We start from the raw sequence: 13,998 nt of genomic DNA on the forward strand, positions 1-13,998 counted from the left end.
CCAACTCTCTGAGTTAAATACAGATGCTGGAGTGATGAGGTAAAAATGGCTGACCAACCCGATCAAACACTGAATTTTTACGCATTATTAATTGGCATTGACTACTACTTACCCAATCGGTTGTACAAGAATCTTAAAGGAGCCGTGCGTGACATTAATCTTGTAGCAAGCTACCTCTCCGAGACACTGAAGATTCCATCCGAAGGGATTTTCAAGCTAACTTCTCCGAATCCTGAAGTCGCTGAAACAATCGAAACCAAAGACCCGGAACCAACTTATGAAAATATTGTGGCGAAGTTTAAGGCTATTACAGAACTAGCGCAGCCGGGAGAGCAGGTTTACATTCACTATTCTGGACATGGAGGACGGACGACAACTATTTATCCAGAATTGAAGGGGAATGACCAACTCGATGAGGGAATTGTGCCAATAGATGTTGGCAACGAATCTGGGCGCTACCTGCGAGATGTGGAATTGGCGACACTGTTGAAGCGGATGACGGACAAAGGGTTGATTGTCACCCTTGTCTTGGATAGCTGCCACTCTGGAGAAGCAACTAGAGGCGACGATGTTGCAATTCGAGGCCCCGGAGAAACCGACACAGCACCGCAAGACTCTGAAAGCTTGGTTGCCCAGCGACAAGAGCTAATCGCAAACTGGCACACTCTGACTGATGGGATTCCTGCAAGTATTACCCCCGGGCAGTGGCTTCCTCAACCTAGAGATTATGTATTGCTAGCTGCCTGTCGTCCTAGCGAGTATGCCTACGAGTATGCGGTGAGCGGTAAGGAGCGACATGGGGCGCTGACGTACTGGATGATCGATACGTTAACCAGTAGCCCTTCAGGATTGACATACAAAACATTGCACGATCGCGTCAGTGCGAAAATTCAAAGCAAGTTTCCTCAGAGGCCAATGCTGGTGGGCGAGAGCGATCGCTTTGTCTTCGGAGTTGAGCGCGGATCTTTACAATATGCCGTCAACGTGCTTGAGGTAATTGAGGAAGAGGTAACAGAGGCAGACTCAGAACCGAAGAAAGTCGTCAAGCACGTTCGGCTGAATGCGGGGATGGCAAACGGTCTCAGTCCAGGTTATCGTTTCGCAATCTATGCGTTTGGCACGACAGATTTTACCCAGAAAAATAAGCAATTGGCGATCGTTGAAATTGCCAAAGTTGGTGCTTCTGATGCCTGGGCAGATGTAATTGAAGTGCTACGTCAGGACAAGATTGACCAAGGTTCTCAAGCAGTGATGCTGTCAGCCCCTGTCGATTTGGTACGGGGAGTACGCCTTTTCAAAAAAGAGGTTGGTGAGAAAGACAATGAACTGCCTCAAGCAATTGCGGACAAGCAAGATAATGCACTCTCAGCAGTTAAGGAAGCATTGGCAGGAAATGGCTGGTTGAAACTGGCGGATGCACAACAAAAGGAAGATTATCTAGTTGCGGTTAATCAACTCGGTGAGTATGAGATTTGCGTTGGCACGCCCATTGAAAACCTGCTACCTGCCCTGAAGATTGAGCATTCTGAGGCTCCGCAACAGGTAGTACAGCGTCTGGTACATTTGGCAAAATATCAGGCAATTCAGGAGTTGAGCAATCAATTTTCTGAGTTGACTAATCAGCTAGAAGTGGAATTACTCACACAACCAAACTGGCTACCAGGGATGCCTAAAAAACCGCAGCCGTTTCCCGATCCAACTAATTTAGTTGTTAAATCTGGTGAGTACGCATTCTTGCGAATTAAGAATACTTCCTCTCAAGTTTTGAATGTTGCTGTGCTGGATCTCGAATCAAACTGGGCGGTTTCCCGCATTCAACTCCAAATACCAGAGGCGATTTTTTATCCATTCAATCCCAATCAAGAAATGTTAATTCCGCTTGCGATCAATCTCCAGGATACTGTGAAATATTCCAAAGGAGCCGAAACCTTGAAAGTTTTTGCGACTGTCAGACAGAATGATTTTCGTTGGCTGGAGTTGCCCTCACTTGATGAAGAAATTGCATCAAAGGCAGGACTCCAACGCGACCCCGATCCGCTTGGGATACTTTTGACTGCGGTTGGTGCTGATGTTGATGATGAACCCCCAACTCGCGCAGCAGTTCCGATTTTCGATCCGAGTCAGGAATGGACCACGAAGGAGATCCAGCTCACGGTAATGCGATAGGTGTTTTGTGAATAGGGCTATTCATCCAATTGGAATAGATCGCTGGTGATTAGCATCAGTTCCATGCTGACTTCTTGAATAGTCCTAGACTCATCAATATCCAGAGAGCCAATTAGTAAATAACTTGTCTGTGCAATGTCCGAACAGCAACCTACTAGCCGACGTGCAGAACCAATAATCTCAGAGTTAGAGGTGTACTCAGAGTATCGCAAGTGCGATCGCTGGGCAATTATTGTTGGTATATCACGGTACCGATATCAAGGTTGGAATCTGAGATACGCTGATCGGGATGCAGAGGAGCTTTACAACCTGCTCCTCACTCCTAGTGGAGGCAACTTTAAGAAAGAATTCATCTGTAAATTAATCAATGAGGAAGCAACAACTGCCAACATTACACGAGCACTCCGTGCTTTTTTGAAAAAGCCAGCACGAGAAGACCTTGTTGTTATCTACTTCGCCTGTCATGGCACACCGGATTTTGACCGACCAGGCAATATCTACCTGCTTACTCACGATACAGCTCCTGGTGATATCGCAGGGACTGCGCTACCCATGCGTGAAATTGACTTGTCTCTGAGAGAAAATCTGCTCGCTGAGAAAGTCATTGTCTTAGCTGATACTTGCCACAGTGCAGCCATTGCTGGAGGAATTGGTCGTAGAAGTGCTGTTGATGATTCTACATTTGTAAACCGCTATCTACAGGAAGTGAGTAAGGCCAGAGGAGGAATCGCTCTACTAACCTCGGCGGAGGCAAATGAGGTTTCGTTTGAGGATGCTAGATGGGGAGGAGGGCATGGAGTTTTTACCCACTATCTGTTAGAAGGAATGCGAGGTGCTGCCGATGGTGACAAAAATGGAATTGTGACGGTTGGGGAGCTATTTGAGTATGTGCGTGACAATGTTAAACGTGCAACCGATCACAGGCAGCATCCTTTGATTGGTGCAAATGTATATGACCGTAGTATGCCTGTTTCAATGGTACCTTCTACGGAACTCTCTAATATTTTAAGAAATGAGCAACAGCCATACACAGAATTTCACCTAAAGGACGAGGCAAAAGAACGTCAACCTAAAAATGTGAAATTGCCCAAGTGGCAATTAATCGGAGTGGGTCTTGTTTGTGTAGTCATTGTTATTACAATCGTTTATCCTATTTTAACTAATGTTGATCGACATCCACAAGTTATACCAACACAAACTTATGTAGAGCCTCAAATCCTGAAAGATTATGAAATTCGTATTTATTTTATAAAAGATAGACCGGATGTAGAAACAAGAGCCAATAAGATTAAAGAATTATTTAGCAAAAATTTTGGGGATAAAAATATATTTTTACTTCCTCAAGAACAAGATTTTTTCGACAAATATACATTCCCGAATCCGGACATCAATACACCAGTCAATGAAATTCGTTACACTTCAAAAAATGAAGAGGCAGCTAAGTATTTAGAGAAAATTCTCCAAAACAAATTGCCTTCAGAGCAATTTGATCTTTTGCCCATTGGTTCTGCTTCAGGGAAATATGTATCTATTTTTATTAGACCTTAACCCGAAAGATTTGTTTGCCAATTTCTGTATTTCCTACTTATCTGAAATAAGACTCAATTATTGAAGGCTTTGTCCAGTCATAAGAGATAAATTACTATGTCAAACTTTGAACACAGTTATGCCCTAATTATTGGTATTAATGACTACAAAAACGGCATCTCTGCACTCAAAACAGCCGTCAGTGATGCGACAGAAATTGCCCGCATCCTCGAAACCGAGCATGATTACACCGTCACTCTGCTTCTGAATCAAGCAGCTACCCTCAGCCAACTTCGGCAGGTATTAGAGATAGAACTGCCGAAACAAATTCAGGCGGGCGATCGCTTCCTCTTCTACTTCGCTGGACATGGGATTGCCCTCAACGGTGAGGATGGCCCTGAAGGCTGTCTGATTCCTCAAAACGCTAAGTTGGGCAATGTTCGCACTTACCTGCCGATGTCAGACGTGAATAAAGCCTTGCTTCAGCTTCCCTGCCGTCACTTTTTAGGCATTCTCGACTGTTGTTTTGCGGGTGCTTTTCGCTGGTCAAGCCTACGCAAAGCGCTTCCTGTTGAACTGGTTACGATCCACAAAGAACGGTACGATCGCTTCATTCAAGACCCCGCATGGCAAGTCCTTACTTCGGCTGCCTACGATCAATCTGCATGGGATGCCTTTGACTTGAAAGACGATCGCGGACAAATCGGAAGCCATTCACCGTTTGCCTCTGCCTTGATAGAAGCACTTGAGGGTAAGGCCGATGCTTTTCCACCAGCCGAACCCGGTAAGCCAGCCGGGGATGGTGTAATTACGGCAACCGATCTCTATGTGTATTTGCGCGATCGTGTTGAAGTTGCCACAGAAGCACGTGCCATCCGCCAGACGCCAGGGATTCATTGCCTCAACAAACACGACAAAGGCGAGTACATTTTCCTGACACCAGGACACGCGCTGAATCTACCGCCCGCCCCACCATTAGATGTTTCCAAAAATCCCTATCGTGGCTTGTTACCCTTTGAAGAGGAACACAACAAACTGTTTTTCGGTAGAAACGAACTAATAGAAAAGTTACAAAATATTGTCCAAACTAATCCTCTAACAGTGGTTTTGGGTGCTTCTGGTTGTGGTAAATCCAGTTTGGCAAAAGCCGGATTAATCCCCAAATTGAAACAGCAAAAAAGCGACAAATGGTTTATTATATCACCAATACGCCCCGGAGCAACACCTTTTCAAGCCTTGAATAATGCGCTGATTGATGCCCAATTACCCAAAATTGAATTACAAAATCAACAAAAAACTCTGAGTCAAAGTATTGCGGTTTGGGCTAAAAATCATCCCGATTCCCATTTATTAATCTTTATAGATAAAAGCGAAGAAATAATTACACTCTGTCAAGATGAGGATGAGCGCCCGGAATTTTTCCAACAAATACTTACAGCAATTGATGCCCATCGGGATAAATTACGAGTAGTGTTAAGCCTACGTTCTGACTTTGAAACCCAACTCAGAGATGCTGGCTTAAAGTGTTTCCCCACAGTCCTTAAAAAAGAAGTAGGAAACACTGACACTGAGCTTAAAGAGCGTTGGCTCAACGGACGATTTATTGTACCAGCGATGACACGAGCCGAACTACGGGAAGCGATTGAGAAACCCGCTGAAGCACGGGTAATGTATTTTCAACCCCACGATTTAGTAGAACAATTAATTAATGAAGTGGCAGATATGCCGGGAGCATTGCCACTGCTTTCTTTCGCGTTGAGGGAACTTTATCTAAAGTATTTAAAGCGACAACGGGATGCACAAAATCGAGGAATAACAATTGACCGGGCGCTGACTCAAGAAGATTATCAAGCTTTGGGAGGAGTCATCCAATCGCTGACTCAAAGAGCTGATGAGGAATATCAGGCGCTAGTTCAAGAAAATCCAGCTTATAGCCAAGTTATCCGTCATGTAATGCTGCGGATGGTAGCCCTGGCTGGGGGTGAATTAGCGCGCAGACAAGTCCCGTTATCGGAATTGGAATATCCGCCCGCTCGAAATAGTTTAGTTAAAGAAGTAATTGAGCATTTTAGCACAGCCAGGTTGTTAGTGAAAGGGCAAGATGCAGAGGGGAATCCCTACGTGGAACCCGCCCATGATGCTTTGGTGCGGGGTTGGCAAAAGCTGCTGAATTGGGTAGAAGAGGAGAAAAACTTAAGATTGCAGCGCCGTTTAATACCTGCTGCTGTAGAGTGGAAAAGCCAGCAACAGCCACGGTATCTTTGGAATACTGACCCCTACCTGGATGTGCTACAGAAAGAGGTACTTAACTCACAAAACAACAATTGGTTGAACCAGTTAGAAACTGAGTTTGTACAGCAAAGCATTAGGCAAAAACACAAAGATACTCGTTCGCGCTGGGGCATTGGAATCACTGTGTCGCTAGTCATCACAACATTTGTTGCATCAGCAACCACATTTGTGGGGACTGTATGGTCTAATTTGACAAGTAAACCAAATGTCATATTTGCTTCTCCTGAGCAAGAGATTCAAGGAACGACAGATTACAGATACTTGTACACTCCTGACACTGCAAAAAAGCCTCCATATCCAACTGCTTATAACCAAATCTTGATGGGTTTCTCAACAAAGTCAGAAGAAAATAAGGTTAAATCAAAAGATGTACCAGGATGCATAAATGTTGACCAACTTGGTGATAAAGGGGAAAAAATTCAGGCTCGAGAGCATTTCACGATAAAAGCACCAAAAGAGCCAGGAGTATATTATGTAAAATTTAGATCTGCATTTGAATACTCTTGTGACAATAATTCTCAGAGTAGAAGTGCCAAACAAAGGTGGGAATCTGGAGACTATCTCATTCTTGAGAAATCAAATATAGGGATTGTTGTTGTCGGGAATGTATTGAATTTTCCTTATCCAGATATTTGGGAAGCATACTCTAATAATGTAATTAATCAAAACACTTCCACTGGTGATGAAAATCAAAACTCAGGTATCTATTTGGTTTTGAGAAACTTTAAGTTTCACAAAAAATAGCGGCAATGCTTCAAATAAATTTGCCAGCTTGGAAGATAAAAAACGAACTTTCTACGATAGCACTTCTAGCTTTCCATTTGAAGTGAGAGGAATCTTGAACAGTTTTAGTTTACTGTATCCCGAACCAGCCACCAGTATCGCCACCGGCCCAGCAACCCTCTTTGCAGGCTTTTGGCAATACTTCAGCAAACATTAATTTAAACTGAGGATCAGCACTGATATCCACATTTTCATAGCCTACTGGCAGACAAATTCTTTCCTGATAACTGCCGGGAACCCTAACTTGTCCCATTACATATATGTCTCCACCAACTGAATACACACTTTTCTCTTTTCTGCGGGAGTAGGCGGCAACATAACAGCCCGGATAACCGATAAATTTATTAACAGTGGGTAGAGTCCTTTCCTCAAAACCCGGATAGGACACATTCACCACAACATTGTCTTTGACGTAAACCTTGAAGTTTGCAGGAAGAATAGCCTTGTTGGGATTAGGATTTTTTCTGCCATAAATCCTAATATCCCTTGATTGCCCCTTTGCTTTGGGCTGATTTAGACTCGCAGCTTCGTTGCTGATTGAGTTGTTTATTAAACTTTGTTGGGTAACAACTCTTTGTTGGCAACCAAAAAGAAGGCTGAGAGAAACAGCTAAGAGGGTTTTGATGACCATGTAAAGAAGTAGTTGCAAAAGGTAAAACTTTTTAACGCCGTAGCCGCTATTCATCAAATATGGGTAGATAAGTGCGATCGCCCGACACAACCTCTGAGTACAGAAGTGCGATCGCCTCACAGAGTTTTATGATACTCCTGGACGCACGGGTGGTCAGAAACCGGGTTTTTTGCGAGAAGATGCGTTACAGCGCGCAGATTTGGTAAAAAACCCGGTTTCTTTGGTCGGAGTGCGTCCAGGCTGTATTACTAATCTTTGTCAATAACTCAGATTGCAGGTTTGACTAAACTTTTCTCCCAAGTCTCGCAAATTGCTGTAGCACCCATATTTGCAATCTTTTTGATAATTAGAGTAGCCAGGAGAGTAGCAACAGGAGGAGCTAACCCAACTCCACTGACTAAAACAGGAGCCAACATCCCAGCCGCTGTGGTATAGTTCTGATTTATTGTTTCATCTAGAATCTTCCGAGTCTCTGCATCGTCTCCGAGGGGTTTGCACATAAGTTGGTAAACTAAGGGGTTGACGCGATCGAACAACTGGCGACCAGCATCTAAAAATCTTGGATCGATCGCTGCTCTAGCCGCAACGTTCACATCAATAGATTCCAAGGAAGCTGGGTCTACCCCTCTTGCTCCACGTCCAGCAACATCATCCCCTATGGCTTTTACGTGAGAGCCTAGCTGAGCTTCCAATACATCATCATCCAGCTCCCACAAACTTGCCACAATCGCTTCAACTTCTGTCATTTCTACTTATCTCCAAGCTTTAGCTAACAAGAGAGTTACTGATTATTCTGGGGATATAAAAATATCTTCCGAAACCAATCAAGCTAGTTTAACCAAAATATAGTGATATTTCAAAAATCTCAACTATTCTTATCATTTTTTGATTGAGCGACTATCTCTCAGGAGATGAGCCGTGTTCGCGACTAATATCATTCCGGCACCGCCGGAATGATATTACTTAACAAAAGAAGCCGGGGTAGCGCGGGAGATCGTTTTACTTTTAATTAGAACGACCTACTTAATTACTAACCTCAGCCATTTCAATCACGCGGCCGTCGTAATCCTTGACCAAAAAATTCAGCGGCTTTTCCCGGCGAATTTTATAACTAATGCCGCGAGTTTGTACCCTCATCAATAGCTGATCCAAACATTCGCGATCGAAACAAACGTGACGCGGGCGATTTTTTTCCCCTACACCGGCCCCGCTAATAATGTGCAGTTGGGTATTTTTCATCAACTGATACCACAAACCATCGGGACTCCCCATTGTTTGAGATGTCGTTGCCCTCCCGACATTCGGCGACAAATACAGCGGATCAATACCAGTTGTCCCCAAAGTTTGCTCGTAATTGTAGTAGTAGTGCAGTGGCACTTCTGCTACGGGCAGGTTTAGCATACCTTCATAAAACTCCCTCGCTTGTCCGAGATCCGATACCATCACCGTGTGTACCTTCGGAGCACTGGTGAGAAACATCCACATCGCCCCCGCATAGGCGGCCAGCAGCATCACCATAATCCCTTGAGTCGAAAACAAGCTGTCTAGGGACGGCAAAAAAGAGCTCAGGTACAAAGGCCGAAGTCCAAAAGCAATAAAACTAACTGCTAGAGTCATGAATTATAAGAAAGGGTAAACAACGAAATTTATCAAGATTGCAGTCGCGATCGCCCGCGAGACTTAAACTATTAGCTTAGCCATCTATGTTAGCAAAAACTAGCGGTTAGGCCCTACCCGATGAAAGTCTTTGTCTACGGCACTCTCAAACCGGGGGAGTGCAACTACCTCCGCTACTGCGAAGGAAAAGTTGTGAATGCTTACCCCGCGATCGCCCGCGGTCAACTTTTTGCGCTGCCGATCGGCTATCCTGCGATGATGGCCGGAGATGGCACAGTCTGCGGTTTTCTCCTCTGTTTCGCAAACTCGGCTATTTTGGACGATTTAGACCGATTGGAAGACTATCATCCCCTGCGGGAACCGACACAAAACGAATATCAGCGGCAGGAAATTGAAATCTTCGATCGACACCTCAAACCTTTAGGCACGGCTTGGGCTTACTTCATGTTACCCGATCGCGTTCGTTCCCTAGGAGGCATCTGGCTGCCCCACGGCACGTGGGAAAATAGGTTTTTCACCAAATAAGGTGGTTAATGCCGATGAGCTTAGTTAATAGCTATTGCCGTGCGATTCGGCGGATCGAACCTGTAACCGTAACCCCGAATAGTTTTAATAAACTGCGACGCATTAGCATCAACTTGAATCATTTTCTTGCGAATCTGGCCGATATGCACGCTAACAACTTGCTTTTCTCCTGTGTCGTCGCAGTTCCACCCCCAGATTTTTTCAATTAGCTGTTGGCGACTCCAAGATTGACCGGAATGACTAGCCAAAAAATACAAAATATTAAATTCCAAGGCTGTTAACTTGATAATGCGATCGTTGAGTGTTGCTTCCCGACGCGCTGAATCGATCGCGAATTGATCGAATACAATACGTGATGAAGTGACAGGCCTCATACCAATTTTTTATGAGGCCCCGTAGAATGCGATCCCCCCTAGCCAAGAGGGCGGGCACGGGGGCACCGCCCCTACTAAGGGGGGGACAAGATTCCGATCAAAGTCCCCCTTCTTAAGGGGGATTTAGGGGGATCGAGATATGTGCAACTTCACATTAAATTGGTATCATCCGTCTCAACACAACTTCTATACGAATTGCCAAGTCTGCCAAACCAAAGGGTTTGCAGATATAGTCATCAGCACCTGCAGACAGGACTTTAAGTTTATCAGCTTCGTCGGTGCGGCTGCTTAGCATAATCACAAAAACATTAGTACGGCGATGCATTTCCTGGCAGAGGTGATAGCCTGTAGTATCCGGCAAATTCCAATCAAGAACTACTAGCAGTGGCTTTAATTTCTCAAACAATTCTAAAGCAGTCTCGCCATCTGCTGCCGAATCTACTTGATATTTCTGATTTAAAAAACGATGAACAAGATTGCGGATTGATGAGTCACTCGATTTTAGATTTTAGATTTTAGATTTTAGATTTTAGAATTGAAGCATTGACCCCACGGATAAATTCGGGGGCAAGTTTCATCGAATACAGGTTTTTTATTTCTGGACTGATGAATCCGGGGGCTTGTATCCTGGATGCTTTCGGTCATCATCCACAACGAGAATCTTGGGAGTAGTATCAGTAGTCATAACAAAAAAGTTTCTTCCTAGCGTCAATTTAAAGCTGGCAATTACAGCACAGCTTTAGTGGAGCGTAAATCCCAGATCGTTCCAACTAATACAGACTTTTTTGGGGCAATTCTTCTCTCAACTTCGCTTGAATGTCAAAAGGCTCTCCCCAATCCCAAATTTTTACTTCTAGGTGTTCGTTAAATACCATTATTTCCAGCTCTATCGGAGTTTCTAATGGCAGATTTTTGTGAGCGTGGCGAACAGCATTCGTAAACCCTTCAATCACAGCAAGTTTACACTGATGCAAAACGACTAGGGGAATTGGTAGAGGATCTAGCTGTTCAACCCACGATAAAACTTGAGCAACAGCCTTGATATCAGTATTTATTTGAAGGCGGATTTTTTGAACTAGCTGGTTATAACTTGGCTCGGATTGGGGAAATCGTTGCTTTTGAAACCCGAAATTAAAGCTGGTTAAAACATCGATAGCCCGCTTAAAAAAACCATCTTGAATGCTGCTTTGGGATGGTACTAGACCAGGCTGCTGATAATATTTTACAATGAACAGACAGTTCCGACCGTCAGAAGTGCGGGTATAACTTAGCTCATCGGCAATTTTGCCAATAATTTTTATACCTATCCCACCTGACGGAATTTCATCTATGTTATCTATCATGGTGCTATCCTTTGTCATCATTTAATGTGTACTTTTTTACCTAAAAAAGACAGTGGCATTCTGAACGATTAAGTTTGCATGATTTATGCCTGACTTTTCCCGTATGCCGTGCAGTTGTTGTCCCGATCATTTTCTCTTTTTTGATCGGGTCTTGACAAACTCAGTTTGCGATCGCTAAACTGATCGAAAACTGACGTTGACAATTAGATAAGTAAATTATACAATGACCACCCTCAAAGCCTCTGAGGAGGGATTAGTAAAAATTAAGCAAGCTAGAAGAGAAAGGGGCTCGACTATAGAAGACCCGATATGGCTAGTAGAAGCTAGTCAAAAATTAGAGCCCGATCGAACTTGGACAGAAGCCGGGCCCTATGCTGATGGCCTCTCGCTGCCCACTTGGAGGCGTTTTTTAGGAGGAAGAGAACCAATTAAAGCCAATGCTTTCAGGGCTTTCTGCAGGGTTTTGCAGTTGAATTGGGAAGAAATTGTCGATCGTCCTCCTTTAGCCCCCCCTTACCAAGAGGGGGTTGGGGCAGGGCTGTTTAATTCTCACCAAAAACATGAATTTTGTAGGGGTAGTGCTACCCCTACTCCCCGTGCCTACCCCCGACCTAGAGGATTCGATCGGCAGATCCGACCAAGAGGGCCGGCACGGGGGCACGGCCCCTACGGATAATGAAACAGCCCTGGGGGTTGGGGGGGTTAGAGATTTTTGCCAACAGCATATTGATTCGGTAGTGGAAGAGATCCGGCAAAAATGCCACAGCAAAATCCAACAGCTTTACAGCAAAATGCAACTGTTGGATATTGCACAGCCCGTTGATGTCAGCAACCTTTATGTTGAAGTCAACATTTTGGAGGAAATTACCAGTTGGCAGCCGGGAGAAATTCGCGATTTACTCAGAGACTTCAACCCAGATGCAGATAACTTTAACCGCTTGGGTTTAGGCAAAGTGCGCCAGAAACGAGTACCAGGATTGGATGCGGTGAAATCTCACTCTAAACTGATGGTACTCGGCAAACCTGGTTCCGGTAAAACTACCTTTTTGAAACACATCGCCCTTCAGTGCGATCGCGCAAAATTTGAAACAAACAAAATACCGATTTTTATCCCCCTAAGAACCTTTGCTGAAATCGCTAATCTTGACTTATTAGAATATATCAGCGACGAATTTGCCAGTTGCGGAGTTGAGGCGCGATCGCAAACTGAATTCGTACTCAGTCAAGGCAAAGGGCTGATTTTATTGGACGGCTTAGATGAAGTGCCAGAATCAGATAGCGATGCAGTCGTCAGACAGATTCGTCAGTTTGTCCAAAAGTATTACAACAATCAGTTTATTATTACCTGTCGAATTGCCGCTGCTAAGTACCGATTTCACGACGCAGCTTTTACCTGTGTTGAGGTAGCCGATTTTAATAACAAGCAAATCGCTGCCTTTGCTCGCAATTGGTTTGTGGCATTTTCCCAGAATCTGGAGGCAGGGAAAGCTTTAGCGTCTCAATTTGTAGAGCAGCTAAAAATGAATAAAAATCAGCAAATCCGAGAACTGGCAGTAACGCCTATCTTGTTGAATCTGACTTGTTTAGTATTCCAAGCCAAAGCAGATTTCCCATCCAACCGAGCCAAGTTGTATGAGGAAGGACTGGAAATTATGCTCAGAAAATGGGATGAAACTAGAGGCATTCAACGGGATGAAGTTTATCGAGATTTGAATTTGTGCCGCAAGAAACATTTACTTGCTTTTGTGGCAGCTATTACTTTTGATCGGGGCGATTACTTTTTTGAAAAAAATCAAATCCAACAAGTGATTGCCGACTATCTAGCTAACTTACCCGATGCCACAACTGACCCCGTTCAGTTGGAGATCCATAGTGAGGTTGTGCTGAAGGCGATCGAGGCACAACATGGATTATTAGTGGAAAGGGCAAGAGGGATTTATTCGTTTTCTCATCTAACATTCCAAGAGTATTTTACTGCTACAAAAATAGTTAACAACTCCACTCCACAAGCTTGGGAAAAACTGCTCAGCCACCTGACAGAGAAGCGTTGGCGAGAAGTTTTGTTGTTAGCAGTTGAGATGTTGCCAAAAGCTGATGATTTTTTACTGTTAATGAAACAACAAGTTGATGGACTGGTCGCTGAGGACGAGGAGTTACAGCAATTCCTACTGTGGGTAAACCAAAAATCCATTTCTGTTGATTTCCCCTACAAACCTGCGGCAGTGAGATTCTTTTACTTTTCCCTTCTCCCATCCCTTGAGCTTGCTCTTAATCGTAACCCTGAACGTTTCCTTGACCCAGCCCTTTACCTTGCCGTTAAACATACCTTTGACTCTGCTATTGAACTTACCCTTGACCTTGTTCTTGACCTTGCCATTTTGCCTGTAATCGACGGTGCTATTGACCCAGCCCTTAGTCTTGCCCACGACATTCTTCTTGTCCCTGTTGTTGAACCTGAATTGATGCAAGCACTGCAAGAACTTAAGAAACAGCTACCTCACTCAGATGGTGACAAGGAAATATTTAGGCAATGGTGGCAAGCTAACGGACAAGTTTGGACTAGGGAATTAAGACAAATCATAATTTCCTATCGCAATATAGGTCACGATTGGGAATTTAGCCAACAGCAGAAGTCATTGCTGAGGAAGTATTACGATGCTAATAAATTGCTGGTAGATTGCCTCAATAGCGGTTGTAATGTATCTCCTGCTGTGCGGCAGGAAATTGAGGAGACATTGCT

The 13,998-nt window shown here is 44.2% G+C and carries 11 protein-coding genes and 1 pseudogene; 6 read left to right on the forward strand and 6 right to left on the reverse strand.

The features are described from left to right. Positions 1-45 precede the first annotated feature (45 nt). The 3 genes from QUA00_RS15845 (at position 46) to QUA00_RS15855 (ending at position 6,729) form a co-directional block, all read left to right on the forward strand. A complete protein-coding gene (locus QUA00_RS15845; protein ID WP_333140581.1) occupies positions 46-2,166 on the forward strand; it encodes a caspase family protein in 2,121 nt (706 codons plus the stop codon). A gap of 135 nt (positions 2,167-2,301) precedes the next feature. Continuing rightward, positions 2,302-3,714: a caspase family protein gene (locus QUA00_RS15850; RefSeq protein ID WP_333410190.1), complete on the forward strand. Its 1,413-nt coding sequence runs from the start codon at positions 2,302-2,304 to the stop codon at positions 3,712-3,714. A gap of 96 nt (positions 3,715-3,810) precedes the next feature. Then, positions 3,811-6,729, forward strand: a complete 2,919-nt coding sequence (locus tag QUA00_RS15855) for a caspase family protein (RefSeq protein ID WP_333410191.1) — start codon at positions 3,811-3,813, stop codon at positions 6,727-6,729. A 109-nt stretch (positions 6,730-6,838) separates the two neighbouring features. Here the strand turns inward: QUA00_RS15855 and QUA00_RS15860 are convergent, their stop codons facing one another. The 3 genes from QUA00_RS15860 to QUA00_RS15870 form a co-directional block, all read right to left on the reverse strand. Continuing rightward, positions 6,839-7,453, reverse strand: a complete 615-nt coding sequence (locus tag QUA00_RS15860) for a hypothetical protein (protein ID WP_333410192.1) — start codon at positions 7,451-7,453, stop codon at positions 6,839-6,841. A gap of 212 nt (positions 7,454-7,665) precedes the next feature. Beyond that, the gene (locus tag QUA00_RS15865; RefSeq protein WP_333410193.1) at positions 7,666-8,145 is read right to left on the reverse strand and encodes a hypothetical protein; all 480 of its coding nucleotides are present in this window, start codon (positions 8,143-8,145) and stop codon (positions 7,666-7,668) included. Positions 8,146-8,422: 277 nt separating this feature from the next. Continuing rightward, on the reverse strand, positions 8,423-9,016 hold the full coding sequence (locus QUA00_RS15870) for a glyoxalase-like domain protein (protein WP_333410194.1): 594 nt from the start codon (positions 9,014-9,016) through the stop codon (positions 8,423-8,425). Positions 9,017-9,136: 120 nt separating this feature from the next. Here QUA00_RS15870 and QUA00_RS15875 point away from each other — a divergent pair, with 120 nt between their 5' ends. Further along, positions 9,137-9,541, forward strand: a complete 405-nt coding sequence (locus QUA00_RS15875) for a gamma-glutamylcyclotransferase (protein ID WP_333265274.1) — start codon at positions 9,137-9,139, stop codon at positions 9,539-9,541. Between the two features lie 20 nt (positions 9,542-9,561). On the opposite strand, the gene QUA00_RS15880 is transcribed toward QUA00_RS15875, so the two are convergent. From QUA00_RS15880 to QUA00_RS15890, 3 genes and pseudogenes are all read right to left on the reverse strand, one after another. Continuing rightward, entirely contained in the window at positions 9,562-9,915 is a 354-nt protein-coding gene (locus tag QUA00_RS15880; protein ID WP_333283180.1) for a response regulator transcription factor, read from the reverse strand. 169 nt (positions 9,916-10,084) lie between these two features. Further along, positions 10,085-10,399: pseudogene (locus QUA00_RS15885) on the reverse strand (response regulator transcription factor); the annotation flags it as partial. 286 nt (positions 10,400-10,685) lie between these two features. Beyond that, the gene (locus QUA00_RS15890) at positions 10,686-11,258 is read right to left on the reverse strand and encodes an ATP-binding protein (RefSeq protein WP_333140565.1); all 573 of its coding nucleotides are present in this window, start codon (positions 11,256-11,258) and stop codon (positions 10,686-10,688) included. A 223-nt stretch (positions 11,259-11,481) separates the two neighbouring features. Here QUA00_RS15890 and QUA00_RS15895 point away from each other — a divergent pair, with 223 nt between their 5' ends. Continuing rightward, positions 11,482-11,934, forward strand: a complete 453-nt coding sequence (locus tag QUA00_RS15895) for a hypothetical protein (RefSeq protein WP_333283178.1) — start codon at positions 11,482-11,484, stop codon at positions 11,932-11,934. Continuing rightward, the coding region (locus QUA00_RS15900) for an NACHT domain-containing NTPase (RefSeq protein ID WP_333410195.1) at positions 11,855-13,998 on the forward strand (2,144 nt) is incomplete at its 3' end. The genes QUA00_RS15895 and QUA00_RS15900, both read left to right, overlap by 80 nt.

The sequence above is a fragment of the Microcoleus sp. T2B6 genome, assembly GCF_036700475.1.
Classification (GTDB): domain Bacteria; phylum Cyanobacteriota; class Cyanobacteriia; order Cyanobacteriales; family Microcoleaceae; genus Microcoleus.